Below are 26,736 nucleotides of genomic sequence, written 5' to 3' on the forward strand. Positions count from 1 at the left end.
ACCGTAAGGCAGTTCTGGGATTGTGCCCCACATTCGATGCAATACATAGTCTTTTAATTTATTATATGCTTTCTTGTTATTGCTGTGTCGTCCTAAGCTGACCGCTAACGGATCAGGCGCTTGGCGCACGTGCTGGAGCATTGCTCCAAGCGCGTGTTAGAGGACAGTCCCGAAGGGCTGTACTCCGGCAAGCGCCTGATCCGTTGAGAGGGAAGCCCGGAGGGATTTCCTCTCAACATCTGTTTTAACAAAACTAATATACGGAAAACTTCGCTTAACCAACCCTTTAGCAGTAGTGGTTCTCGGTCGTCCGTCAATTATTTGGTCAATAGTTGTCGCCATTGTTTGCAAATGTTGTCAAAGTCAATACCTGTGTTTGCAGGACTTGTGCTTGGTAAAGAAATATATTTTAAACCACTTTTTCTGTCGAAATACTTGTCAAAAAACACTTGGGATTTTGTTCCATTGAAACCGATAACTTTCAAATTTTTGTGTCTGGCGATAAAGCTGTCCAAGTCGTTAGGTGCTTCGTCTTCAATTGCACTGTCAAGACTACCTTTTCTATTTGCCTTATGAGCTACGTCCCAAATTCCAATTTTAGTTTTGAGTAGAAGTGCTTTTTTGTCTGCGTAGGTTTGTGGTAAATCGTTGTCGGTAATTGTCGAAATGATTTTCCAAAATCTGTTTCTTGGATGTCCGTAATACTCGCCAAGTTCAAGAGATTTGTCACCTGGCATAGTCCCTAAAATCAAAACTGTCGTGTCAGCGTTTGAAATTGGGTCAAATGATGTTTTTGTGTCTGCTGTGATTGGTTTAGAAACAACTTTGTCAGCCACTTTTTTTGTCAATGGTTTAGTTACTGTCGCTGGCGTTACGGATTTTGAGGTTACAGTTCCGATTGGTGTTGCACCGCTCCAACTGATGTCGATTGAAGTTCCGTAGTCATTTACTCTAAAACTGATACTGTCTTTATGTGCAACGTCTGAACCGTTAAACTTGTATGATTTGCGAAATGGTTTTGTTTCGTGGTCAATGTTAACCACCAAAATGTCGCCCCGAGAAACGGTCTTGGTGTCAATTTTATAACTCTTCGATTTTTCAAGTCTTGTCGAAGGTCGTATTGTTCTATTTCTTGTTATTTCTGTCATTGTTTATTGTCGTGTTGACGGTCGTCCTACCATTACTGCTAACGGATCAGGCGCTTGCCGAAGGCGGGGATTTTTGGCACTAAAGTTCAATCGAAGAACGAATGTTGAACCTTGCACAAATGCCCAATCGAAGCTGTTCAGCACCGCTTTTGGCAATACCTTGTTAGCGGTTCGGGCTTTTGTTATTCTGCTATCCATTCAATTTCCTTGTCAATTTTTGCGTTCCAATTTTTCAGTTTCTGTCCAAGTTTATTGATTGAGGCAGGAACTGTCAATATATAAAACTCACTATAACTTTTATGTGGTTCTATTCTGTTGTTGTCAATTTTTATTTGGATTGCAGTATGTCCATTATTTTCATAGCAAAAAACACGAAGCAAAATATAATAAGCCCACTTTTGCCCTTGTTCGCCAAGTTCGTATTTTACTTCAGTGTCAATGCTTTTCGGGAATGTGCAAAGTTCGTTCGCAAAGTCTTGAAATTCGTCTGCGTAACCATAAAAATCAATACTTATTGAATTTACACCATTAGTCAATTCCACTTGAAACTGAATAGTATCGTCTCCTTCGTCAATTGCAAGTAATGATATTTTTATTCGTTGTTCAAGCATCAGTTTTGGGTTTCAAATTCTATGTGTTTGTGTTCTGATATGATTTCAATAATAATGTCAAAAAGTGTTTGTCCGTTGTTGTCTGTTAGTTCTTTTAGTTTGTCCTTAAAGAATTGTTGATTTTCAATTTTGTTCTCAGTGATTTTTCGTTCATACCATTTCTTAGTTGCTTTAAGTCCTAAGTCTGTTTTGCTTTTTGAAATACTTTTCCAAATCAATTTAATTGGTTCTTCGTATTCATAAACCCCAAACCCACCACGCAACAAGTCATTAAATGCGTCTAAATTATGTCCTGTATCCCAACCAAGGTCTTTTGTCAATACTCGGTCAATTTCGTCATAGAAACTTTCCAAGTCTGAAAAATTGTCCCCGTTTATTATGATTGTCTGTTTGTCCACTGTCGTCTTTTTAGCCTGATCCGTTGAGAGGGAAGCCCGGAGGGATTTCCTCTCAACGTTTTGGGTATTGCCGAAGGCGGGGAATTTTAGCACTAAAGTTCAATAGAATTACAAATGTAGAACCTTGCACAAATGCCCAATCGAAGACGTTCAGCCCCGCTTTTGGCAATACCTTGTTAGGCACAGTTATTTTTCGTCTATTTTCCATTCGTTTTCTTCAAATACAAAATTCCCATTTCCTGATTTAATCCTGTTTGTATATCGTTCAAATTTAGCTTTGTCAAATGTCCAAGCTAAGCACCAATAATTAAACATTTCAGGCTCTTTTTTCAGTTCATTTATACTTTTTTGTTGCCTTTGAGAGAATAGCAATATTGCTTCATCATATTTTTTTTCAGCCATCAGTAGTTCTAGTTTTTGAGCTGTTTTTAGTTGCCCAACTACTGTGTTAGAAAGTACCGTTTCGTTTAAAGCATATTTTTCAATTAAGTTCTTGTTAGACTTATACCAATTGTTAAATTGGTGAATACCCCCATTAGTGTAAATTGTATCTGTATTATTGTCTTTATAGTAAATTAGAATTCTGTGCGTTTTCATATACTTTGTTGGACCTAATTCTTTGGATTTATTCAAATCAGCAATAAAATCATTTTCAAAACCAACTTTCATTGGCACTTTATTCCCTGGATAACCTTGATAAATTTCAATTCGGTCAACCTTATTTATGTCCAATTTCAAAGTCTTAGTCGAACTACAAGATATTTGAGATGCAAAAATTGTCAATAATATTATAAGCTCCATTGGCTGTCGTTTTTATAATTGTGCCTAACGGGTCGGCGGCTTGGCGCAGTTTCGATCGAGCTTGCTCGAGATTGAAATGGCGCCAAACCGCTTGATGTACGAAGTTCGCGTAGCGACTTCGTATTTCAAGCGGTGCAAGCCGCCGACCCGATGATACGAAAGGAGCGTAGCGGATTTCGTATCATCATCTGTTTTAACGAAACGAATATACGCAAAATTTCGCTTAACCAACCCTATATACGTGTTTCGTTATTTGACTTTTCTTTCTACATAAGATGTTGATATATTTGTATTTAAAAAATAAAACCGCACAAATAGCGAAACAAAATATTATAAAATACTATTCCCCTGATATGAATAGCGAAATCATACTTGAAACCTTCGAAAAGAGATTGCTGATGCAGAGATATGCTGGCAATACCATTAGATCGTACAAGGATTACGCTAGTATATTTCTTAAACATGTTAGCAAATATCCCTCCCTTGAAGAAATTCCACTGTCAGATATTGAGGCGTTTATAAACGAAAAAGTTCAAAATTGGAAAATTAGTGTTTCCTATCAAAAAGGATTAGTGGGCGCAATCAAGAAGATGTACGAACTGATATTGGACAAAAAAATCCAACTGGATTACTTATACCCGAAACGCTCATTTTCTAAATTACCTAAATTCTTTTCAAAAGAAGAAGTAAGAAATATTCTCGATAACACTCAAAATCTAAAACACAAGGCTATTCTGATGACAATCTATAGTTGTGGACTACGTCTTAGCGAAATGTTGAATCTCAAAATCAAAGACATAAAATCTTCCGATGGAATTATCAGAATCCATCAAAGCAAAGGTAATAAAGATCGGATTGTATCATTACCAGACAAATTGCTGGCGACTTTGAGACATTATTATCAAGCATTCAAGCCAAAGGAGTACCTCTTCGAAGGTGAGAAGGATGGCAAGTATAGCGAACGAAGTGTACAGTTGATTCTGAAAAAAGCATTGATCAAAGCAAATGTTCAGTCGGAAGGCTCTGTACATACATTGCGACATTCTTATGCCACACATTTAATCCAATCAGGTATCGATATCCGAATTGTAAAAGAGTTATTGGGTCATGAAAATATAAAAACGACTATGATCTACACTCATATCACTGACATAGACAAGCAAAAGACTCATAGCCCTCTTGATTTTTTATAAGAATAAGATGAACTTTTCACGCTCTATAGAAACATGCATTATGCTCCAATCATTCTTTAAGAAGGGTTATTCTTCTAGCTTAACTTAACTTTGCTTAGGTTATTGAATAATCAATATTCAGATATAATTTGTCCGAAATGTGTCCGAAAAAAGAAAAAGCCAATGATAATCAGTGGCTTTTGTCGGGGTGGCAGGATTCGAACCTAAGACATCTTCGTCCCGAACGAAGCACGCTACCGAACTACGCTACATCTCGTTCGATATCTCAATAGCTCATTTAAAATACCTCCTTATAATAGCGGATCAATTTCCACCCTTCAACCTCTTCACCTCTTTCGCCAAATCAGCAACAACTTTAGTCAAATCCAAAATCGCTTTAGTCTTAACTTCGTCGTCCTGAACTAGTTTTTCTAAAAGGACAGTTAGTTTGGAACTCTCATTAAATATAGGTTGATGATTTTGATGAGCAACTGCATGATCTTTAAAATCATGATTATGTTGGATATTATAAATTGCATTATCGTCATTAAAATTTTTGATGAATTCGACAGTAACACCCAGTGCGGTGGCTAATTCTTCGAGCGTAGGTTCCTCAATGACGATTTGACTTTCGAGATCTGATATTTTCTGTTGAGAAAAATTACTTGGACACATTTTACCTAGTGCATCTTGCTTAATTCCTTGCATCCTTCGAAGCTTTGCTACGACTTCACCTTGTTTAATTTTTCTTTCATCTTGAAATACAACACCCATAATTATCAGATTAAAATAAGTCCGTAAAATACGGGTAAGTTACCCGTTTGTAACCAAAATCAAATTTGGTACCTTTGAAGTAAAGNNAAGTAAATTATTTGTCTTTTGTAATTAAAATAATAGATTTGCACCATCTTATAGGTGGATGCGCTTATGAGTCTTGTCAATGAAACCTGAGAAATTTCAATTTGGAACAAGGCGATAAGTGGATCAAAACGCCCGTCAGCAATGGCGTGGCGTCCGCTTACTCGTTCCAGGGCTTCTCAGGGCCTCATTGACAGTAGGTTGGATGTCACGCCATTGCCGCTTCTAATACCTGCTAGAAAAGACTCGTTTTTATAAACAAGCGAGTTATGAACAAAAAACAACAATCAAAAAACATTATCACTGCCCCCGAGTAGCTCGGCTGGTTTGGCCAAATTAGATTTGGTTTCTCTTGCCATGGAACGCGTAACGCCAATATTATACACCTGTGTGACCCTTCAATCAAACGCGCTCTGGCTCCCTGAATGAATTAATTATTACTAATGTGAACTGAGTAACATCAGGCTCCCAATGAAAAGCTGATTTCGATCGGAGAGGGGATGCTATGTACTTTCGGTTACGAAGATTTACTGGAAAATGAACAGGATTTTAGCGCGACAATTGGCTTTTGATTTGATAATTTTTGATGTCCATAAGGATGACTATGACCCTATTAAGGAGATTGAATCTTTTTGGAATCACTATGCGCTAGAGACTATATCTGCTAATATATTGCAGCTGTTGAGCACGTATCTCGATGTTGGTTTAGAGGAAAATAAACCCCTTAAAGATGCGGATATACAAGAATTTGCAACTGCCATGTACCGCGTATTGATCGCATACTGTGTTGCCAATTATCGTCATATTGATCCTAGTAAAACGCAACTGTCAGCAGAAGCTAAAGTGCGCATCAACAGAGAGATCGAATTGAGCAGAGAAATCGCCGAGTTCTTCAGTAGGTTATCCAAGTAACCACTAACAAACTAAATAATGAATATCCTGAAATTTTTAGCCTTTGTAATGGGCTGTATAATCTATATATTTGAAGTACTTGTGAAGCACTACTTAAGTGCAGCTATAGCGCGATTTACGCAACTATTGCTTAAGAAAATTAGACTAAAAAAGCACTATACTAGTGAAATTCTGAATCGAATAAAAGCAGCTGTTTCTTCGGGAAGCCTTCGGGTTTTACTTGAGGAATGTTCGACACTGCGTCGTACCAACGTCGACTCTTCTTCGGGAGCGCTTCGACTGTTGTTCGACTGCGCTTCGACTCCTACCCGAAGCGCTGTCGAAGCCCTGCCGAAGCCGAGTCGAAGAAATGCCAAGCATGTATCGACCATGTCCCAAAGAAATCCCAAAGCTGAGCCGAAGGCCAGCCGACTAGGGGGAGAGGTATCACACTCTAAGGACTTTTTCCTGACCAACTTCGCCCCAACTCCTGCCTTTAATGCGGCCGGCCTCGGGTTTTGCTTTACCGTTACTCGTATTTTATCCGAAGGAGACCCGAAGCCCACTCGAAGAAAATTCGAGCAACACTGGGAGAAAGGGGGGAATTGGTTATCTATTGAGCAGGTATTTGTTGAGAAATTAGTAGTAAATCCTATGCCAATCAATAGAGTGAAACCGAAACGGTCTGTTTTAAGGTCTTTTAAGGCGACATGTAAGGTTTTGATGTATAGAGCTTTGCTTGGATTAATATGTCCAGTTGTTCAGCGAGCTTTAAAATACCTTTTATTCTTTGCAGATTATAAGCGTGCCTATCGCATGATTTTGACATGCTTGTTTTTATGTTTAGTTTCTATGTTTAGTTTATCGGCTCAGACGCCTCGCAAGGACAGCGGGGCCGATGGGCTATCTCATCTTGTTGCGCTAAAGCCGGGCGATAAGATCCCGGATGCGGTATGGAACCAGTCGCTCGAACTCAATTATTTCAATGGGAAAAAGAAAACAATCAAGTTCGCCGATCTGAAAGGGAAACTGATCTTGTTAGACTTCTGGTCAACTGGCTGCCCTAGCTGCATTGAAGGTATTCCCGACATGGAATTGATCCAGCAGCGCTTTAAGGATAAGGTACAGGTTGTTATGGTCAATAGTAAACGGAATAAGGATACGCCTGAGCGGATAAAAAAGCGATTCAAGAAATATAAAGATGACTTTAATTACACGCCTGTATTACCGACAATACTGAATGATACGTTGTTTACATCACTTCTTCCGCATAATACTTTGCCAACGATAGCGATTATCAATCCCAAGGGGCAATTTGTACTCAATTCATACGCAAGTTCTATCACGGAGGATATTATTCAGGATTTTTTAAAAACAGGTGTGTCAAGCCGGTTTATAGAAAAATCGGAAATCCAAAATCCTGAACGGATAAACACACGGCCTTTGGTCGATACCACAGGACTTCTATTTTGCTCGGTGATGTCGGGTTATCGAGAGAATTATCTAGGTGTGTATCCCGCCGTGGCCTACAGCAAAGGGAGTTCACTGTTTCAAGTGGGCAATTACTTTCTTAATAGCTGTTATCAGCTGGCTTTTCCTGATGTTTTCCAAGGGGCACAATCGAACCTTTTTGTTTTTGATGAAAGTATCACTAAGGAATTTACCGATCTCATATACGATTTTAAAACAACAAAAGGACAATTTTGGTATCAGCTGTACTTGCGAGATAGTATCACACAGGAGTTAGCATTCGATTATTTCAGAAAGGCATTGACTGAACGGTTCCGTGTTGCTGTTGAGCGAAAAAAAGGCGCTGTAGCGGCTTACGCACTTTCGTTGGATGTATCGCGTCCGCTATGGAAAACAAAGGGCGGAATGTATATGAATAGTGTGGATAAAGGCAATGAATCTTTGATCATGCAAAATATGCCCTTAAATGGTGTGATTGGTTTTATAAGGTCTACGCTGGATAAGCCGGTAATTTTTGAGGGTAAAAGTGCCGAACGGATTGATCTGCATTTGCCGGGAAACTTTCTTGGTCTGTCTATCAAAGAAAAGATAGCTGCGCTGGAACAGTATGGTATAAAACTTACACCAACACAATATAGTGGTGAATATCCTTATTTCTACGCCGTATCTACTAAACATACGAATTAATGAAAGTGTTGTTGACAACGCTTTTTATAAGCGTATTGTTTTTCATGGGCAAGGCTCAGGAAAAAATTTGGGTACAGGGTACAATTGTTTCAGCAAAAGATGGCAGGGAGCTAGTGGGGGCCTCTATACGGAACAAGACCTTGCATAATCAGGCTGCAAGTTCACTGAAAGGAAAATTTGATATTCAGGTAGGTAATCATAAAGATTCTTTAATGATCAGTTGTGTCGGTTTCGTGGATAGGACAGTGGCCGCCGGATTTTTTGAGAAGCATAAGGTACTAGCTTTAAATGCTAAGGAGATTTATCTGGAAGAGGCTATTGTCAGCACCGGTTATCAGACATTGAAAGCCAATGAGGTGACGGGGGCTATTGATGTGGTCGATAATAAGATGCTCAGTCAGCAGGTGGGAACTAATATTCTGGATAGGCTCAATAACATGACAACAGCAATTCGTTTCGACAATCAGCCTATTCAAAATGCCGACCTGCAGAAACTGAATATTTCCGTACGCGGACTGAGTACGATAAACGGAAATCTGGATCCGCTCATTGTGCTTGACGGCTTTATCTATGAGGGGGATATCAGTAATATTGACCCCAATAATATTGAAAGTGTCTCCATCCTGAAAGATGCTGCCGCGAGTGCCATATGGGGAGCCCGCGCGGGGAACGGTGTTATCGTCATGACATCAAAAAAAGGTGCTTTTTCTAAGGAGCAGAAGACAAAAATAACACTCTCAAATACGGTAATCCTGAAAGAAAATAGCGATCTGAATAAAATCTATCAGCCCCAAAATGCGGATTTTATAGCAGTGGAGAAATATCTTTTTGAAAAGGGGTACTACGATTCGGAATTGCTATACCAGCCGTATCTGGCACAGTCGCCAGTGATCGACCTATTGGATCGACGTAAGCGAAATCTTATTTCTCCGGCAGATTCGGCCAGCGGTATAGCTAAACTCATGGGGCAGAATGGAAGACAAAACTATATGGATGCTTTTTATAATGTACCATTTGTCAATCAGCACGCGCTGAATATCTCGGGCGGGGGGACACGCAACTCGTATGGGTTTGGTATTGGATATACCGGGAATAAATCCGAACTGGATGCTTTTGATAGAAAGATCAATATCCAGCTGTCCAATAGTTTCAGACCTACCGAAAATTTACAGTTGGACCTGCAGGTGCTGTATACCAATCAGGATAGCAGAAAAGGCAAACCTGCATTCTCATCGCTAAGTTATAGCAGTATGCAGGCGCCATATCTTCAGTTTCTAAATGAGGATGGTAGTGAAATCCCATTTGAAAAGGAATATAGGGCCAGTTATCTGAAAGAAAACTATGCGAATGGTTATCTGCCATGGGATTATTATCCACTTTCGGAATATAAATATGCAAAAGACCGACGGCAGAATAATGAATGGTTTTCGAGCCTGAACCTGAAATATAAGGTATTGCCTTACCTGCACCTGAATGTCGGTGGACAGATTCAGCAGCAGCGTACTGAAAATAACGAATTGAATACTTTGGAAAGTTATGAAGCACGTAAGTGGATCAATGAGTTTACCATCATCGGTACGGGTAACACAGCTACAAAATATAATATTCCACTTGGTGGTATAAAACGCTACTCCGCTGCTGAGGGCAGGTCGTATACGCTACGCGGTCAAATTGATTTTAAGAAATCGATTGGTCGGCATCTGCTGGTCGGCATTCTTGGAGGGGAGGTACGGGAGAATCGGTCGAACACAAATTCCTATACGGCCTATGGATACAATGAGCTGCCGATGTCAAGCACATCGGTAGACTTTGTAACTCGCTTTCCAACGTTGCCGGATGATGGGACGCGGCGGATACCGGGAGCGCCACAATTTTTTAAAAATGTAAATCGATTTGTATCGCTTTATACCAATATAAGCGACCGGTTTATGGACCGCTATGGCCTATCGATGAGTTTGCGTAAAGACGGCGCTAATATCTTTGGTGCATCGACCAATGATAAATGGTCGCCGCTCTGGTCAATAGGTGGATCTTGGGATCTGCATAGAGAGGGTTTCTTTAAGCTGGCCCTGTTTGATTATCTAAAATTGAGGACGACTTACGGAACCAGTGGCAATGTAGATTTAAGACGATCGCCAGATCCAATTGCCTATATCGGTTCGGCAACTTATACCAGTTACCCAATGTATCAGATAAGTACCTTGAACGATCCCTTGCTAAAATGGGAAAGAGTGGCAACCACTAACTTTGGTCTTGATTTTTCAGTAATAAAAGGAAGATTGTCCGGGCGTATTGACTATTATATAAAGAAAGGCAAAGATTTATACGGACTGAGCGAATACGATTATACGGCATGGGGCTTACAGGGTACAGTTGTCAAGAATTTGGCAGGAATGCGGGGACAAGGTTTTGATATTGACTTAAATTCAAAGAATATAAGCGGAAAGGTCAACTGGGATACGCGAATGATATTAAGCCTGAATAGGAACAAGACAACGCAATATTACAACCTGCAAAACAGCGTCACATCCTTTCTCTCGAGCGGAAATACCATCACACCGATCGTCGGTAAACCACTGAACGCATTGGCTGCTTATAAATGGATGGGGTTGAATGAATTTGGGGAAGGGCAGGGCCTGCTGGATGGGCAGCTAAGCACAAATTATACAGCCATACGTAATCAGGCCGATGCATTACCAGAAGGAAATGAAAGTATCGTGTATTTTGGATCCTCCAAACCGCAGGTCTTTGGGAATATAATCAATACACTGGCTTGGAAGTCTTTGATTTTTTCTTTCAACGTCAGTTTTAAGGGGGACTATTACGTCAGGCGTCCTGTGACGTCCTATTTTTCATTGTTTGCCAACGGTACGGCCTACCCGGACTTTGATCAGCGATGGCAGCAGCCGGGGGATGAACAGCATACGCAGGTTCCGGGTATGAAATATCCTATAAAATCAATGTCGGATGCATTCTATCAATATGCTGATATCAATGTCTATAAAGGGGATCATCTGCGGCTGGAATATGTTTCGTTGACCTGGCAAGGTAAGTATACCGTCGGAAATCGTGCATTTAATCTGGGGCTGTCGGCAAACGCGGCCAACCTAGGAGTACTATGGCGTGCAAATAAGATTGGTATCGATCCGGAATTTCCGTACCGATTAAGTCCACCGAAGACATTTTCCATCGGATTAAAAATTGATTATTGATCTAATAACGTAAATGATGAAAAGATTTCTTAATATACTGTGGCTAGGGGTAGTTGTTTTCTCCTTGTCCGCCTGTCAAAAATATTTAGAGGTACAGTCAAACTATGGTTTGGCTGTCCCCAATAGCTTGGACGACTTACAAAAGCTATTGGATGATAGTCAGATCATGAATCTGAAGTTTCCTTCTTTTGGGGAAGCGTCGGCAGATAATTATTATCTGAGCCAATCCGTGTATGATGCATTGCTTGACTATGGCCAGCAGACTTATATTTGGAAGAATGATCATATGAATTTCGGAAATGACTGGTCCTCATCTTACAACACTGTTTACAATAGCAACCTCGTGTTGGACCGCATAAAAAAGAGCAATCGAGATGAAAGTAATGCTAATCAGTATGATGCCATTTATGCTTCTGCTAAATTTTATCGTGCGAGCCAATATCTGGCTTTATTATGGACCTATTCAAAAGCCTATACCCAAGAATCAAAAACAGATATGGGTATTGTGCTGCGGAACAGCTCGGATTTTCATGAGCAATCGTACCGGTCATCAATAGCGGAGTGTTACGAAAAAGTAATCACAGACTTGAAAGAATGTAGTCTTATGCTTCCTGAGAAAACCAGTCATGTCATGCGTCCCAATAAGTATGCGGCTTATGCTACATTGGCACGTGCTTACCTATCGATGCAAGTCTACGATTCGGCCTATTATTATGTTGATTTAGCCCTAAAGTACAATGCTGAGCTGCTTGATTTTAATAATTTATCGGAAGTAAAGATGACAGCTTCCTACCCATTTACGCTTTTTAATAAAGAGACTTTATTTTATGCTGAATTATTAGTAAGTATCAATTTGACAAGTTCGCGCGCATTGACCGATACGCTCCTGTATCGGTCTTATGAAAGTAATGATCTGCGCAGGTCAGCATACTTCAAAGTAGCAGCCGATGGAACGACTACTTTCAAAGGCAGTTATGCAGGATCTTCTAAGATGTTTTCCGGAATAGCAACGGACGAGCTGTATCTTATGCGTGCGGAATGCAATGTTAGAATGGGAAACGTAGAGGCAGGAATGGCAGACTTAAACCAACTACTCGGGTATCGGTATAAAGTGGGTACATTTACTCCTTATGTGATTAAAGATCAAACACAAGCACTGGCTTTAATCTTAAAAGAACGAAGAAAGGAATTACTTCATAGGGGGCTGAGATGGATGGACCTCAAACGTTTGAATGCAGAAGGAGGAGAGATTTCAATAACAAGAAAACTAAATGGACAATTGATTACTTTACAGCCAAACTCCAATGCTTATGCACTTCCTCTCCCTCAAGATATTATTAGATTGACGGGAATGCAGCAAAATCCGAAATAAAGAAAATAAAGATACAAATAGGGAAGGGGCAGTCCGATCGGACTACCCCTTCCTTTCATTTATCCCCTATTGATTGGAGTAAATGTAGTTGAGCTGCTGCCACCGGTTCTAGATGGGATATAGTTTCCGCCAGAAGTTGCGGTAGCGCCAAGTTGAATCTTTGCTGGATTCAGCTGATCTGAAGCATTCAGATCAGATTCATCTACTACCTGAGAGCAAGCCATAACGTTTGCACTGTTACAGTCCTCATCATTGGGCGTGGTATTCCAAAGTGATGCATCTTTAACCTGATTCGCATCTTGAGGATTACCATGGAAATAAATAGTCACAGGATCTAATTTTTTTCCTGCATAAACCTCAGCACCTTTGAATGCTGAGAATCCGATAATCATGGCTCCTCCTAATATCATGTAGCCATAATTGTTTAAAAATTTGGTTAGCATACGCTACCCTCCTTTCTGTACTGCAGTCCAGCAATTGATGAGTAAAGCTGCTAGCCTGCAAACGTTTGGTAAATAATTGTCGGTACGGTCCTGTGTACCGATCGTATGTGTGGATACCAACAAACCTTTTATACTGCCGCTGGCAGTATTGGGCTGTTGATAGTCGTAAATGCTATTTGGTGCGTACCACATATCCTTTGACTTTGTATCGTGGATATTCCAGTAGCTGATGGCTCCCATTGCCATAAAGCCTATTAGAAATAATGCAATATGTGTTCTGCCCGTCAGTGAACGCGCGCTATAATTGATCACTGTATGATGTAACATCCATCCAGTTATCGATAGGCCAAGAACAATGAGATTAAAAACCAAATGTGCTGTCCAGGAAATGTTGCTCAAAAAGCTGGTACACATGCAGGGTTTCTTTTCATATACATTCAATACCCCCAGACCGATATACATACTAAAAACGAGAATCAGTATCGTCGAAACTTTCCAACCCCAAGCGCGCAGCCTTGCTGATGGTATCGCCAGCAATACGCCAATACCGATTTCCACTAGCGGAAGCAGCCAAAAGAGCATCGGAGCCAGATAACTGATCAAGGGCTGCTGCTCAAGAGCGATCTTGAATGCACCGAGCTGCCAGAGCTTCTCCATCCCCACATAGATCCAAAAAAGTATCATTACTGCCCGGATGACCTTATATAGCATGTTGCCAGTTTTATTCGCTTCCATAACTTTAATTATTTATAGCATCGTATTCATTATTTCCTATCGCTGTTTTACTATTTTTCGTGGTTTCAAAAACAGGGCGCCATACCTGTGCCTCCATTGGATATAGCGGCCTGCTCGAGCGTCAGCTTCTACTTTCTCGTACGCTGTAAAACAAAGGTAGTACGGAAAATAGGCTGGCGTAGGTGTAATGAAATACCTATTTCTACCGGTTTAGCGGCTTCTTTTTGATCTAAATGAATTGTGGGGTGTAACTAAGATGTAGTATGCGGTAAAAAGCTGTGGAGAGAATTCTTGGTGAAAAAGTCGGTTTTCGCTTAATCAGGACTGTTTTTGAAGGGTAGAATGAACACGTTTAGGAGGTGTAGCGGTGCCATACCCCCTGTTTTTTAAATTTTTGCGTTTTATTTATTTAAATCAGGAAACTGTCTATTCAGTTCGTCAAGCATCGTATGCAATACCTTGCGGATACGGAGCGCTGAATGAAACTCGGCGCTTTTGTCCATCCGGGTCAGGCTATGCGCAGAAAGTAAGGTGCCTTCCCTCGTTTTGACGAGCCTGGAAAACACTTCGGCAACTTCTTTTTTCTCCGACGACCACATAATGTTCGCTTTAACAGATATATGCATCCAAAGTTTGAGCTCTTTGCCATTAAAATTGCTTTGAATAAATTGTTGGGGACAATCCTGCCCTCTTGCTGATATAGAGGTTTTTTCATCCTCCATATACGCACGCATCAACTTCAGCAGACTTCTACGGTTGCTATCATACGCAAAGTCAGGGATACAGGAGAAATGTTTGGGGAAGCGTAACAGGGCATCCATAAAGGATGGGTCCGAATTGTACAATTCTTTCCAGCGGTTGAAGAAGCCCATGTGGTTAAAATTGAAGTTGACCATCAGAATCAAAAAGCGGTAATGCCAGTTTTTACTCTGGCGCTCGTCTTCAGCCAATTGGCAAAGTGATTCGATCATTTTGCGTAGGTAGTCCTGATGTCGGTATTGAATATAGGGAATCTTACCATTCTCAAATAGGCTGTCCATACCCGAAAGGATCTCGGTGAGATAGGCTTTCGGTATGTTTTTCTGAGCCAACCTATCCAGGATATAGGGCATATGTTCGTATACATAGTTATGCAGACTCAGATAATAATGCTCCGGCAGTGGCGTACAGGGATCGAGATCTTTTTGAAAGAGCTGTTCGATACGCTCAAGTAATTCTTCTAGGGCAAATAGCGCTGCAGAACGCACAATTTTACGCGCGTTACAGAAGCGATATAACAAGGCGTGTAGCCTCAACAATTGCGTATGGTAGATTTGGATAGCCTGACGTACATTATTTACCTGAATAATCTCCCGATGGGCTTGTAGTGCCAATGCAAAATTAGTATTGCAGACCTCGGTGATCTCATCCAAATGGTTTGGAATAGCTTTGTTATCAAGATAAACCAAGGCTTCTATGAGCGTTGTCAGTTTCTGTAAACTTACGATCATCTGTACCTCCTTTTGATATTTTTATGGTACCATGGCCAGCCAAATCTCCCGGGATGCAGCTGGAGATTGAGCCTCTCGCCTTCTTTTGCTTCTTCATATAGTTTAGGATGCACATCGATTGGGATCTGATACTGCCGTTGTGCATAGGCAAAGGATAGCAGTAACTCATGAATATCACAGCACACCGGACATTTTTGGACAACAATGGCAGGTATGCGTACAGCTTTTGCATTTGGGATGTTTTGGCAATTCGCCATGATCAGCAGCATGCGGATATACCAGGTACATGCAAGGGTCATGATGGGAAATTGAATTCCATAAAGTTTGACGATGTTTGTCTTTCTCCAGGAAAACAGATGTGCCATCGCGCAGATGATAAAGGCTGTCGGCGCCCCTTTTTTTACAGCTGTCCAAAAAGGTTGCGAACTGATCAATAGCTGATAGGGGAGACGGTCAAATAAAGCAATACTACTTATCTGAATACAAACAAAAAAGATAACGAAGAACTGCATGACGCGTTGATGGCCTCGGATTTCCAAAAAAGGGATAAGCAATACCTGAATACCTATACTATATACACGCTGATCATGTGTTCGCGCCAAGAAAATCCCATATAGTGTAAATAGCACAGCAATGGCAGTAAATACATAATTGCGGCTAAATGGCAGTTCTTTTTTATTTATCGTCCTCATGATCTATCGTTTAATAATCAGTGAAGTTTTACACTTTAAATTTACCCATAACGGCACAAAATGTTAGTGAATATCCGCTTCATTTCAACGAAGGCTAATTTTTTACAATAAGGGCTGGTTTCCTGACAACGAAAGAGCAATTTCAGACATCAAAGGAGTAAATTTCCATCCGGAAGGGTAATTATTTGATCAATAAAACGATGTCAAAGCATGGATTGAAGTTAGTTGGATGCTGTTTTAATAAATAATTGGCTAAATTTATATACAAAAATTTCTTCGATAGGGGAGTTTTTCACGGAAGTTCTCCAGCACTAGCTAGTCATGTAATGCCGGATAAACGTAAGAGGTGAAAGCTATAGAGGAAGAAAGTATAAATCTGATAAGGATGTGAATTTTAATAGCGTTTTTAAAATGACGTTTGTACATGAAAAGTTTGAGCAAGAATGGATATCAGGATAATAGGAAATTGACTGTGCAATATCCCGATGGGATCTGGCAGTTGATTGCATCTTTCATTTTTGGAGGGTTCTGTTGGTATCTGGGCTATCGCGGCGCCTTGGCGGACTGGCTCTTAGACTGGCCTGTCACCTATAGCTATCTATTTTTCGTATTGATGGTAGCGATTATTTTCTTTTATATACGACTGGTTATCGTGATATTGGACAAAAAGCACAACTGGCTGGTTAACCCGGAAAAACGCGCCGGTATGCAATTATTGTTTTGCTGCATACTTCCGACACTTTTATTGTTCTGGATCATTGGCCCCGATCCACAGGCGAAGGAGGAATGGTTGGTGTTTCCTTTAATGGTCATATTTAGTGGCATATTGGTCTTGAATATGTGCTATACAGTTTATTTCTACGTCGCTGTTTACCACAGGCAAAGAATATTGATTGTAGAACAGAAAGAAACTATCCTGGAGCAGGAATCCAAAACAAGAGAGCTCCAGGAGCAGATCGAGCTGCTTTCTCCGGGCATTGAAGAGCTAAAAGAGATGCTGGAAACAGCCGGGGAGGATAGGGAGGTGGATTTCCTGGATGAAATAGACTTAACCCTGTGCAGATCCATGGACCTGGAGCAGGAGGTATTCCTGCTCAATAATAAAATCTTGGCCCAAAAAATACGCTATAAGGATATCGGGATCTTTACGTATAAAAATGGTATGGTCAGCCTTTATTTAAGAACTGCGATGGACGAAAATCTGACTTGTGGCGAGCAGCGCAGCTTAAAGGAAGTGGTTAATATCACGAAGGGATTTGTACAGAAGATTGACCGGGATAAAGCCATACCCTTGGATATGATCCAAGCTTGCCAGCAACTGAAACGGGGCCGGTTGCGTATCGTGCTCAAAATGCCTTTTGAGGGACGGTACCATTTTGAGGTGTCCGACAAGATTGCAAAGCATATCAGGGAATGGGTCATGTTGCAGGTGCCAATAGAAAAAGAGCAATAAAATAGAATAGATAAACTTTAATAGATAGATTATGGAAAAAGTAAGGGACAATACCTGGAAATGCCGTGCTACTGGTAAAGTTGGATTTCCTTCTTTAATTGAGGCGCGATGGGCAATGCTTCATTTTAAGTTCAGATCTCGGTTGAGGAACAAACTGGATGGTAAACGTATCAAACACAGGATGGGTAAAAACGCCTGCAAAAGGGCATATTATTGTAAGTTCTGTAAAGGTTACCATATGACCACCTGGGAAAAGGGTCACTTTAATGATTATAAGGCCAAAGCCGAATCTTGGGAGATACCAAAAGTATTAGGAAATTGGAATTTTTCGATAGAATAATTCTGTCTTCTATTTTCTGTGATATATTAAAGAAGGCCATAGCCAAACACTTCTGTAGAAGCCATTAGGATGGCTATTAGAAACCGAAGTGTCGAAGATGGCCTTATCTTCCATTCAGACAGAGGTGTACAAGTATGCCTGTGATGAATTTAGGAAGGTAATTGCAGAAAATAAAATACGTCAAAGTATGAGTAGGAAAGCGAATTGCTGGGACAATGTAATGGCTGAAAGCTTTTTTTAAGACTTTAAAAGCAGAAATGGTCTGTCATCCTTATGGTTTTATGTTCCATTCTATTGGTTTCAATCTATCCGCTACCGTTGTCAAAGTTTTCAGTATGTCCTTTTCGGGTGGAAGTTCGCCAAAAACCAATTCGCTGAAACTCCCTGTGTAAGCGTCTTTGATTTTATTCCAAGTATCTTCCGTATCAGAAAAAATAATTGCTGTCTTTGGATGATTGGCTAACCACTCATTGTTGTTTTTGAAATTTGCGATGTCATCATTTGCTACTCGCAAAAGCATTGTTTCAAAGTCGTCCGATTGAAAGAAAGATTTTAGATTTTCATTTTTCAACATCAAATGAATGTCGTAAGTATGTCTGATTTTGTTTCGTAAATCGGTAATGGGTTCTTTTGTTTGAGAAAAACGCACCAAGCTCATAATTTTCTCACAGAACGTTCTTTTTGGGTTCAATACCAACACTTCAAACGCATTCATTCCGTATTCGTCAATGAGTGATTGCTGATTGTTTTTCAACATCATTTCATAAATGAACGAACTTACATTTGCTGTTGTGTACGGCTCAAAATTCCCTAACCAAGTAGATTCAACAATGACAATATCACGCACTTGTCCAAAATGTCCTGTGAAAGTTCGTGGGTAATTATGTGCTGTTTTGCGTATCATTCCAACTTTGTTGGTAATTCCGTCAATGTCCATTTCGGGAAGTACACCTGAAACGCATTTGGAAATCTTTTTGATTTTTGTTTTCAGTTGGTTTCTCGTTTCGGTTTCATTTCTCAACACGACCAAATCAATATCTTCCGAAAACCGTTGTATCAATTCAAAGCATTTTGATAATGCTGTACCTCCTTTAAAAACGGTGTCTTTGCCTATATCATTTTTGAAAATATGGAATAAAGCGAATGTCACCCAATAATCCTTTTCTATATAGATTTCTTTTATGCCTAATTGCTGTGATGTGGCAATAATGGCATCTTGAAACAGTTCTTTATTTTCTTGTAATTTCATTTTATATTCCAATTTTCTGCGGTTGCTAATTGTTTTTCGCTAATTCCGTATTCGTATTCCGAAAGTGGGTTTAAACTTGTTTTTAATGTAGTTAAATCGCTTTCAGTGTTGATGTTTTCCAATAAAGCACCGAGAAAACTCCGTACTCGTGGTGGATAAGCCAAACCGCACTTTATCAAAAGTTTTGTTTCTGTGGAATTGAGTTCTCTCAGTTTTGTTAAAAGTATTTTGATTGCAGAACTTTTATCCAAGTCAGGAATTTTTTTGAAATCCTTTAATGAATCTAATAACTCCAACAAGTAAAAATTTTTATCGGTTACGTTTACATAACTTTTTACAGGACTTGCTTTTACGTTACCGTTTGAAACGGTAATCCGTTTATCCCGACTTGCAATTTTTATGCTCTTTGGAACTTGTGTTGTTAAACCCAAACGGTTGTATAGCGAAGTTCCTGTGATGTAGGCAATACGTTTGCCTTTTTCAAAAAGGTAATGTTTTAAAATTTCTTCTTCGTTAGGTTTTAATTCGCCAAAAACAGTTTTCTTAGGCTTGTAAAACACACCTGTTGAAACTCTTTTGATAACACCTTGGGCAATCAGTCGTTCAATGGCTTTGGCTGTCGCAGAAAACTCCTGTGGTTCAATATCCAATTTCTCGTATTTGAACGTAGTTCCTTCAGCCAACTTACTGATTTGTTTCTGTATTTTTTGTGTAACTCCCATTGCTCTGCAAAGGTAGTTAATATTATTCTTATGTCAAGTAAATGGAATATAATACTTGACATTTTTAAAGATTATTATCTGTTAATCAATTATTTGTGTGCAAATATTTCTAAAATGAATATTCCGGAGTAATTTGTCTCGTCGTATGATTGGAATTATTTAGATTTGAATATAGATAGTTACGGGTGAGTACAAAACAATAACACCGAATAGTAGTTTTATTGTCCGAAGCTGATTATTCGCTATACTTCTTAACAGGTTTCGCAGAATGGTTTTTTCGGTATTGTTTATAATTTCCATGTTTTTCATATTCCAAGGTTCCTTCCTCACAGTAACCGCTGAGATAAACAGAGAATTTATTGCTTTGGTCTTTGTTGGCATTCAGCTCTTGGATGATATCAGAAACACGACGTGGTATCTCAAAGAAGTTGGAGTTATAAACAAGGTCATCCAGTTCTTTAGTCAGTTCGATACGGCGTTTTGACTCTGGGGGAATATTGTAGAGCGGCGTTAAATCAATCTCTTTTCTGAATATCTTATGTGGTTGGATTTTCAGCGCACGGCAGATCAGAATAAAGTTGTTCAAGGAAGAACCTTTTCCTCTTTCAATAGCTGCTACCGTATTGGTTGTCAATCCGGTCATATTCGCCACATCTTTCAGTGTGTAATATATTTTTTCCCGTTGAATGCGCAATTCCTCACCGATTTCAACCAGTATCTTCTCGTTAATATCTGCCATATACAAATGGAAGACTTATTTGCGCATAATTTGAATAATAATATTTGTATTTTATTTGCGCAAATAAATATTATTATGTATATTTGTTTCAACGAAAGCCGATAAACTAAATGTGAACTGTGAACCATACCAATAATTGTGGACTCATAGTGCAAAACCATTATTATACGATTAAAATGCAAATAATGAGAAAATTAAGTATTAAAAATATAGTAAAGTCACCGGAATAAAACTCATTACTATTTTGTAGATTTGTATCTAGTTTCCTATGTTGATAACCCCTATTATTGACGTGTACTGCCATTCAAAGCATAGGATTAAGAAAAATAAAATTATTTGAATCGTTGAAATAGACTCAGTATTGAGTTTGTTCAAAAGCTGTGTTTGCGCAAAAATAAAGTAATTATTTTGCGTTAAGGATGTTCTTTGACTTATTGGTATTGAAAGGGAGAATATAAAAACTTAGGCTGATCGGATGTTTTGCTGATCGGTTTGATTAGAATAGGAGGCATCTTGTTATGCCGTAGGGTGAGCGCAATGGCGACTCACTAAATACCCTTTTTAAGAAAATGTTGGGTTACATGCTGCGCTATGTTCTTTATTGTTATTACTATACTAGGAGTTGGGGATGTTAATGATATTGAAATGAAGGGAATACACAGATAACCAAAAAGATTATGATAAAACGATTAAATGTTAATGATCTCAAAAAGCAGGGTATACACAACTTAATAATCCGATTGATAACATAGGATGTTAACGATCTCAAAATGCAGGGTTTACACAACATCTTATTTGCCCATTTATCATAGATCGCAGATGTTGACGATTTAAAAAATATAGGGTATGGACAATCACCATAAATTTAGGCAAACTTTTCGTTGAGGATGTTAATGATCTAAAATAAAGGGTATATACAACTGGACCGCGTAACGACAGTATCTTCCATTCAATACCAATAAGTTTTATAACCAGATAACAATTTACACTTACCCAGCTTCGGTTTCCATAAAATCCGTCAAATTCCGCCGGAGCTGCGGTAAGTGATTTTCGCTTTAACCAAGAAAGGACGAATTATGAAACTACTTTTACGAAAACAAGAGACCATACGCGCATTGGAAAACCTCCGCCAAGGGGAAGAAAGGGGGCTTAAATTCTTCTACCAAAAATTCTATAAACATTTCCTTTTTCGTGCACACCGCGCAACAGATGACGAATGTACAGGCGAAAGTATTGCCCAAGAGGCCTTTCTACGCCTTTGGCTGTTCAGAGAAAATGTACATTCCGAAACTGAAATCTTCGACTTTCTGAAAGTTCAGGTGAAAACCGCGGTTCAGGCTTTTTACAAAAAATCAAAAAATAAATTTCAGCGATGCTTACTGCGGCTCGATAGCATAGAGGATTATCAGGAGTTTATGCTCGGCTATGAACTGGAAGAGGAAAACGAAGACGATGTGCTCTATATCGAGCAACTGGAATCGGAAAAGAAAAAGAGAATGGATCAGCTTAATGCTATTCTTCCAAACCTCAACCGCGATCAACAACTCTTTATTCGTCTCTGTCTCAAATATAGTTTTAACTATGAACGTATCGCGTACTATATGGGAAACATATCAGATTATGAGGTTAGTCTACAAATTGAAAATGCAATCGAATACCTACGTGCCATCGTCCATAGTGAGGAAAAAATGCAACTTGTAGCCAAGCCGGTCGAATTTAAGTTAAATGGTGAAATGACCGAAGAGGAAGCTGAAGTATTTCGCATGCGCTACGAATTGCAATATTCCTTCGACAAAATTTCGGAAGCATTGCAGCTGGATGGGGGACAGGTAAGGACGTTGTTTATTAATGCGCACGCAAAAATTAAATCAAAAAAAATAGCATAAAAAAAATAAAAGCAATATGGCAGCTGATACAATGGTGTTGACCCGGAAAATACAGGTGTTCGTGGATTGTGACGATAAAGAAAAACGGTCCGAATATTTTAAAAAACTCTTTGAATGGCAGGATCTCGTATTCCGTGCCGCTAATATGGTCATCACCCACCAATATGTGCAGGAAAATCTGAAAGACCTGATTTATTTGCAAGATGATGTTAAAATTAAACTGGCCGATAAGACAAAGGATCCCGAAGGTGTATTGAATACTTCACGCATGAACACTACTTACCGCGTGCTATCTAATTATTTTAAGGGACGAATTCCTACGGATATTCTATCACAAATAAACACGGCTTTAATCAAATATTTTCAGGCAGATCGTCTCTCCTATTGGAAGGGTGAAAAATCACTTCGCAATTACAAAAAGGATATGCCCATTCCCTTTCCTGGTAGACGAATTAACTTGAGTAAAGATGAGAATGCTAGAGATTTTAAATTCACATTATTCAAAATACCGTTTCGCACCTACCTCGGTAAAGACCGGTCGGATAAACGAGTGCTGCTACAACGTGCATTGGTCGGACAAATCAAAGTCTGTAGTAGCGCAATCAAAATCGTCAAAGGTAAAATCTTTTTGCTGTTGGCCCTCGAGCTCCCAAAGAAAATCCAAGAATTGAAAGATAACATTATCGCCGAAGCGTCGCTTTCAATCGAACATCCCATAGCAGTCACCATCGGAAAGGAGTCCTTTCAGATCGGTAATAAAGAAGAGTTTACTTACCGACGTATGGCCATCCAAGCAGCACGGCATCGCTTGCAAAAAGCTGCCGCATTTGATAAAGGTGGGCGTGGTCGTAAGCGGAAAATGAAAAGCTTGGAGCACTTCAACGAAAAGGAGAAAAATTATGTAGACACCAAGCTCCATCTCTATAGCCGCCGGTTAATTGAACTTTGTGTGAAAGCACAGGCAGGTACCCTCTTGTTGGTCAACCAATCCAATAAGGAGGAAATTGCCAAAGGCGATAAATTTCTGTTGCGCAACTGGGGCTACTACGGTCTTATTGAAAAAATTAAATACAAAGCTAAAATGGTCGGGATCAACATTATTATCGAGTAGATCAATCCAATTTTTTCCCTCTATAAAACTTGCTCCATGCATCCCCGGCATAGCCGTTATCCAAATATTCAAAGGTGGAAGCACTCGCCCCCTTCAACTCCTGGCCGCGATAGAAAACCGTCCAGGAGTCTTTTGCATACCCTCCCCCAAGTGCTTTAAAGGTGGATGCCGAAGCGCCGTTAACTTTTATTCCCTGATAATAGACTGCCCAGGGGTCTACGGCATAGCCATTTCCGATTGATTTGAACGAGTTGGGGCTGCCGCCCTCGACTTTAATTCCACGGTAAAAAAGATTCCAGGCGTCTTTGGCATAGCCATCATCAAGGTATTCAAACGTTGAAGCAGAAGCCCCTTCCACTTTCTGATTTTTATAGAAAACAGACCAATTGTCCTTGGAATATTGACCGCCAAGAGGCTGTGTGGTAGGACCAGCAAATCTCTCGTTCTTTTCGCCCCGATAATAGCTTGACCAATTATCTTTTGCATAACCCCGACCGAGGTTTTCAAAGCTGGAGGAGTTGGCTCCTGCAATTTCTTTGCCCAAATAGTAGACTTTCCATGCGTCTTTGCTGTAACCATTTCCCAGCGTCTTGAAGGAAGACGCTGTCACATTCGATAAGGATCTGCCATAAAAATAGACCTTCCAGGCATCACTAGCGTAACCGTCACCCAGTGACTGAAAAGTAGAAGGACTCGCATCGGCTACAGCTGCCCCCCGAAAATAGACTTTCCAGGTGTCTTTTGCATAACCATCACCTAAAAACTGAAAAGAACCGGCATTGGCATTGACAATTTCTTTACCACGATAGTAAATACGTGATCCGATTTTGCTGTAACCATCACCCAGATGATCCTGAAAGAAAAAAGGAGCAGGATTAGCAAACGCTACTGTAGCGCACATCGCAGGTGTGGCTGTATCTAATAAGAAAAGGACTAGGATGGTTTTAAACGTAAATTTCAACATCATATGGGGCATAAGGCTAAATTTGAAAGCAAATGATCATATGTTACTCTTGTTAATGAGACCCAATAATCACAATAAAGTTTAGTCATCAATTAATTATTTATTTCTTGGAACTGATGCGATTGAAAATAGAAGGTCATTATTTCGCATGCTTATGTCTTCAACTAAATTCCAACCGTTTAAGCGCTCAGGCTGCGGTGATAAAGATAACAGTTTTTATGAAATTGTCGACTCCGACGCAAAAGCGATTGTACTGTCAGATCTTTGTCAATACGCAAGGTAAAAATCGGGAATATTTGGTCAAGTCGTATTTTTTTTATATATTGCTGGTTATGAGTTTTAAAGAAAAATTAGAGAACTGGCGCACGTCAATCAATCGCGCCGGTAGTGGTGAGGAATTGTATATTTTGCTTTTGAACTACAAAAAGTTTATCAACAAAAATTGGATGGACGATTTTGGCGATCCGGGTAACTGGAAATCGGAATTAAATCAGGTCATCAGCAAAGTAAGAAAGAAAGTGGATGTGGCAGAAATTCAAAATTGCGACGATCTTTCGTCCTACAAAGACGACGCTCGACAAACAGCCCATTCGCTCAATCATACATTAAGATATCACCACTCATTGACAAAAGAGTAGGCTAGGCCTACTCTTTTTGCGTTTATAGGGCTTTACTGTAAAGGAATCAAAACATTTTGTTCCAGACGGACAGGCACCTGCTTCACCGACGTAAAGCCGTCTTCCTTGGAAATAATATTAGAAAGATCAAGCCCCCTTTTGGAGAATGTACTGATCAAAGCTGTTCTGAAGGTAGCTTTCGATGATCCCCAGCCTTGTCCTAAAATGGTGTCGTTGTTGAGCTGGATCAGTTCATCTGTTGAATAATAACTGAATTTTTCCAGTAAGTGTTGGTAAAGATTTGTTGTTGTAGCCATACAATTTAAAAATTTAAAGGATTAAACCATAAACTGTATCCAGATTACTTTGGGAAAATAACCGTTGTATAACGTTTATTTTGGTCGAAACCCGTATTAATTTACCACCGCGGTGCCTTCACTCGGTTGGTATTGCATCATGCAATTCTGAATACTCTACAAATATAGTAGATTATTTTTTTATAATAAAATTTTTTTTGTCTTTACTGCTATTAAACGCTGATAACCGAAAACAGCAGCAAAACAAGCTGGTCGCTTTGACTTTAATTTGGGTATAAAGCGGTTAGCTGATTGGGAAATTTATCATGTTACTGTAATCTCATCGAAAATACTTTAAAAAGCAGAGAGAACACAATACTTTTGCGGCATGAATAGAATTGCGGAAATTAACGAATACATTGCTACCGAACGCGAAGTATTATTGCAACACCCTTTATACCGTAAAATAAAGACGATCAAAAATTTACGTTCTTTTACCGAAGGGCATGTGTATGCTGTATGGGATTTTATGTCTTTATTAAAAGCTTTACAGATCAAATTAACCTGTACCACACTTCCATGGTTCGCCAGTGAACATCCTTCAACGCGCTATTTGATTAATGAAATTGTATTGGCAGAGGAGTCGGATGAATATATCGATGGACGTCGATTAAGCCATTTTGAGATGTATCTCGACGCAATGTCTGCTATGGGAGCCGACCTCCATTTGATCAATAAATTTATTGCCAATGCCAAAAAATCGGATAATATATTCGATGCTATAGCATTGACAACATTGGACAAGCGAATCAAAGATTTTCTGAATTTTACATTCGAAGTAATAGCTGAGGGTGAAGTGCATAAAATTGCGGCGGCATTTACCTTTGGACGTGAAGACCTCATCCCCGGAATGTTTACGTCTATTTTGGAAGAAATTAAAGCGAATTTCCCTACAGCCAATTTAGACAGTTTTATTTATTATTTTCAACGCCATATTGATTTAGATGGCGACGAACACGGTCCATTGGCGATGCAGATGATAACAGATCTTGCGAAGGACGATGAGGTTAAATGGACGGAAATGAAGGAGATTAGTAAAGTTGCGCTGCAAAAAAGAATTCAACTGTGGAATGCAATTGAAGATTCCTTATATGGATAATACGTTAAGCAGATCTTTGAGAACGAAGCTGTCCGACAAGGGCAGCTTTTTTTATGGGACTAATTTTTCGGGTCGACTTGGAAAAATGGTTTTTCTGAAGTTTGTGATCTTAACAGGTGTTAGACATGAATTTCCGAGCATACAGTTTCTTTTATGGCCGATTTTTGGGAGGCAGTTTTTTTTCTCAAAGCCCCATTAGGCCACCATTTTTCTGAAATTA

At 39.6% G+C, this 26,736-nt stretch carries 26 protein-coding genes and 1 riboswitch; of the genes, 11 read left to right on the plus strand and 15 right to left on the minus strand.

Features of this window, described 5'->3' with window-relative positions; all coding sequences use genetic code 11:
* Positions 1–317 precede the first annotated feature (317 nt).
* From B3139_RS16315 to B3139_RS16335, 5 genes are all read right to left on the minus strand, one after another.
* Positions 318–1,148, minus strand: coding sequence for a DNA-deoxyinosine glycosylase (locus B3139_RS16315; RefSeq protein ID WP_293884625.1), 831 nt, complete (start codon positions 1,146–1,148; stop codon positions 318–320).
* A 3-nt stretch (positions 1,149–1,151) separates the two neighbouring features.
* On the minus strand, positions 1,152–1,346 hold the full coding sequence (locus B3139_RS16320; RefSeq protein ID WP_293884626.1) for a hypothetical protein: 195 nt from the start codon (positions 1,344–1,346) through the stop codon (positions 1,152–1,154).
* Positions 1,331–1,759 (minus strand): hypothetical protein, encoded by a 429-nt coding sequence (locus tag B3139_RS16325; RefSeq protein WP_293884627.1) that lies wholly within the window; start codon positions 1,757–1,759, stop codon positions 1,331–1,333. The genes B3139_RS16320 and B3139_RS16325 overlap by 16 nt, the downstream gene beginning before the upstream one ends.
* Positions 1,759–2,157, minus strand: coding sequence for a barstar family protein (locus B3139_RS16330; protein WP_293884628.1), 399 nt, complete (start codon positions 2,155–2,157; stop codon positions 1,759–1,761). Before B3139_RS16330 ends, B3139_RS16325 begins: the two co-directional genes overlap by 1 nt.
* A gap of 186 nt (positions 2,158–2,343) precedes the next feature.
* On the minus strand, positions 2,344–2,958 hold the full coding sequence (locus tag B3139_RS16335; RefSeq protein WP_293884629.1) for a hypothetical protein: 615 nt from the start codon (positions 2,956–2,958) through the stop codon (positions 2,344–2,346).
* A gap of 353 nt (positions 2,959–3,311) precedes the next feature.
* Here B3139_RS16335 and B3139_RS16340 point away from each other — a divergent pair, with 353 nt between their 5' ends.
* On the plus strand, positions 3,312–4,151 hold the full coding sequence (locus B3139_RS16340; protein WP_293884630.1) for a tyrosine-type recombinase/integrase: 840 nt from the start codon (positions 3,312–3,314) through the stop codon (positions 4,149–4,151).
* A 303-nt stretch (positions 4,152–4,454) separates the two neighbouring features.
* On the opposite strand, the gene B3139_RS16345 is transcribed toward B3139_RS16340, so the two are convergent.
* Positions 4,455–4,904, minus strand: coding sequence for a helix-turn-helix domain-containing protein (locus B3139_RS16345; protein ID WP_293884631.1), 450 nt, complete (start codon positions 4,902–4,904; stop codon positions 4,455–4,457).
* 621 nt (positions 4,905–5,525) lie between these two features.
* Here B3139_RS16345 and B3139_RS16350 point away from each other — a divergent pair.
* Genes B3139_RS16350 through B3139_RS16365 form a run of 4 tightly spaced genes read left to right on the plus strand, consistent with a single transcriptional unit; the run spans position 5,526 to position 12,620 of the window.
* Positions 5,526–5,900 carry a hypothetical protein gene (locus tag B3139_RS16350; protein ID WP_293884632.1) on the plus strand — a complete coding sequence of 125 codons (375 nt, stop codon included), beginning with the start codon at positions 5,526–5,528 and terminating at the stop codon, positions 5,898–5,900.
* An 18-nt stretch (positions 5,901–5,918) separates the two neighbouring features.
* Positions 5,919–8,036: a TlpA family protein disulfide reductase gene (locus B3139_RS16355; RefSeq protein ID WP_293884633.1), complete on the plus strand. Its 2,118-nt coding sequence runs from the start codon at positions 5,919–5,921 to the stop codon at positions 8,034–8,036.
* Positions 8,036–11,248: a SusC/RagA family TonB-linked outer membrane protein gene (locus B3139_RS16360; protein WP_293884634.1), complete on the plus strand. Its 3,213-nt coding sequence runs from the start codon at positions 8,036–8,038 to the stop codon at positions 11,246–11,248. The genes B3139_RS16355 and B3139_RS16360 overlap by 1 nt, the downstream gene beginning before the upstream one ends.
* A gap of 13 nt (positions 11,249–11,261) precedes the next feature.
* Positions 11,262–12,620 (plus strand): RagB/SusD family nutrient uptake outer membrane protein, encoded by a 1,359-nt coding sequence (locus B3139_RS16365; protein WP_293884635.1) that lies wholly within the window; start codon positions 11,262–11,264, stop codon positions 12,618–12,620.
* Positions 12,621–12,679: 59 nt separating this feature from the next.
* Here the strand turns inward: B3139_RS16365 and B3139_RS16370 are convergent, their stop codons facing one another.
* From B3139_RS16370 to B3139_RS16385, 4 genes are all read right to left on the minus strand, one after another.
* Positions 12,680–13,030, minus strand: a complete 351-nt coding sequence (locus B3139_RS16370; RefSeq protein WP_293884636.1) for a hypothetical protein — start codon at positions 13,028–13,030, stop codon at positions 12,680–12,682.
* A gap of 36 nt (positions 13,031–13,066) precedes the next feature.
* Complete coding sequence (locus tag B3139_RS16375; protein ID WP_293884637.1) at positions 13,067–13,798, minus strand: MauE/DoxX family redox-associated membrane protein; 732 nt, start codon at positions 13,796–13,798, stop codon at positions 13,067–13,069.
* A 401-nt stretch (positions 13,799–14,199) separates the two neighbouring features.
* A complete protein-coding gene (locus B3139_RS16380) occupies positions 14,200–15,288 on the minus strand; it encodes a hypothetical protein (RefSeq protein ID WP_293884638.1) in 1,089 nt (362 codons plus the stop codon).
* A complete protein-coding gene (locus B3139_RS16385; RefSeq protein ID WP_293884639.1) occupies positions 15,285–15,980 on the minus strand; it encodes a hypothetical protein in 696 nt (231 codons plus the stop codon). The genes B3139_RS16380 and B3139_RS16385 overlap by 4 nt, the downstream gene beginning before the upstream one ends.
* A 424-nt stretch (positions 15,981–16,404) precedes the next feature.
* Here B3139_RS16385 and B3139_RS16390 point away from each other — a divergent pair, with 424 nt between their 5' ends.
* Positions 16,405–17,433 carry a hypothetical protein gene (locus B3139_RS16390; protein WP_293884640.1) on the plus strand — a complete coding sequence of 343 codons (1,029 nt, stop codon included), beginning with the start codon at positions 16,405–16,407 and terminating at the stop codon, positions 17,431–17,433.
* 31 nt (positions 17,434–17,464) lie between these two features.
* On the plus strand, positions 17,465–17,773 hold the full coding sequence (locus tag B3139_RS16395) for a hypothetical protein (RefSeq protein WP_293884641.1): 309 nt from the start codon (positions 17,465–17,467) through the stop codon (positions 17,771–17,773).
* A gap of 271 nt (positions 17,774–18,044) precedes the next feature.
* Here B3139_RS16395 and B3139_RS16405 read toward each other — a convergent pair whose 3' ends face one another.
* From B3139_RS16405 to B3139_RS16415, 3 genes are all read right to left on the minus strand, one after another.
* Positions 18,045–19,022 (minus strand): nucleotidyl transferase AbiEii/AbiGii toxin family protein, encoded by a 978-nt coding sequence (locus B3139_RS16405; protein WP_209577916.1) that lies wholly within the window; start codon positions 19,020–19,022, stop codon positions 18,045–18,047.
* Positions 19,019–19,744 (minus strand): DUF6088 family protein, encoded by a 726-nt coding sequence (locus B3139_RS16410; protein ID WP_293884642.1) that lies wholly within the window; start codon positions 19,742–19,744, stop codon positions 19,019–19,021. The genes B3139_RS16405 and B3139_RS16410 overlap by 4 nt, the downstream gene beginning before the upstream one ends.
* 235 nt (positions 19,745–19,979) lie before the next feature.
* Positions 19,980–20,483 carry a helix-turn-helix domain-containing protein gene (locus tag B3139_RS16415; protein WP_293884643.1) on the minus strand — a complete coding sequence of 168 codons (504 nt, stop codon included), beginning with the start codon at positions 20,481–20,483 and terminating at the stop codon, positions 19,980–19,982.
* Positions 20,484–21,559: 1,076 nt separating this feature from the next.
* On the opposite strand from B3139_RS16415, the gene B3139_RS16420 reads away from it, so the two are divergent.
* Both B3139_RS16420 and B3139_RS16425 read left to right on the plus strand, forming a co-directional pair.
* Positions 21,560–22,369, plus strand: coding sequence for a hypothetical protein (locus tag B3139_RS16420; RefSeq protein ID WP_293884644.1), 810 nt, complete (start codon positions 21,560–21,562; stop codon positions 22,367–22,369).
* Between the two features lie 16 nt (positions 22,370–22,385).
* On the plus strand, positions 22,386–23,480 hold the full coding sequence (locus tag B3139_RS16425; protein ID WP_293884645.1) for a hypothetical protein: 1,095 nt from the start codon (positions 22,386–22,388) through the stop codon (positions 23,478–23,480).
* A 1-nt stretch (position 23,481) separates the two neighbouring features.
* On the opposite strand, the gene B3139_RS16430 is transcribed toward B3139_RS16425, so the two are convergent.
* The gene (locus tag B3139_RS16430; protein WP_293884646.1) at positions 23,482–24,447 is read right to left on the minus strand and encodes a DKNYY domain-containing protein; all 966 of its coding nucleotides are present in this window, start codon (positions 24,445–24,447) and stop codon (positions 23,482–23,484) included.
* Positions 24,448–24,662: 215 nt separating this feature from the next.
* On the opposite strand from B3139_RS16430, the gene B3139_RS16435 reads away from it, so the two are divergent.
* Positions 24,663–25,082: a hypothetical protein gene (locus tag B3139_RS16435; RefSeq protein WP_293884647.1), complete on the plus strand. Its 420-nt coding sequence runs from the start codon at positions 24,663–24,665 to the stop codon at positions 25,080–25,082.
* Positions 25,083–25,114: 32 nt separating this feature from the next.
* Here the strand turns inward: B3139_RS16435 and B3139_RS16440 are convergent, their stop codons facing one another.
* On the minus strand, positions 25,115–25,378 hold the full coding sequence (locus B3139_RS16440; RefSeq protein WP_121125014.1) for a 5-oxoprolinase: 264 nt from the start codon (positions 25,376–25,378) through the stop codon (positions 25,115–25,117).
* A 66-nt stretch (positions 25,379–25,444) separates the two neighbouring features.
* A riboswitch (SAM-I-IV-variant riboswitch) is annotated at positions 25,445–25,538 on the minus strand.
* 207 nt (positions 25,539–25,745) lie between these two features.
* Here B3139_RS16440 and B3139_RS16445 point away from each other — a divergent pair.
* Positions 25,746–26,516, plus strand: a complete 771-nt coding sequence (locus B3139_RS16445; RefSeq protein WP_293884648.1) for a DUF3050 domain-containing protein — start codon at positions 25,746–25,748, stop codon at positions 26,514–26,516.
* Positions 26,517–26,736 lie beyond the last annotated feature (220 nt).

This window comes from Sphingobacterium sp. UBA1498, assembly GCF_002325125.1.
Lineage (GTDB): Bacteria > Bacteroidota > Bacteroidia > Sphingobacteriales > Sphingobacteriaceae > Sphingobacterium.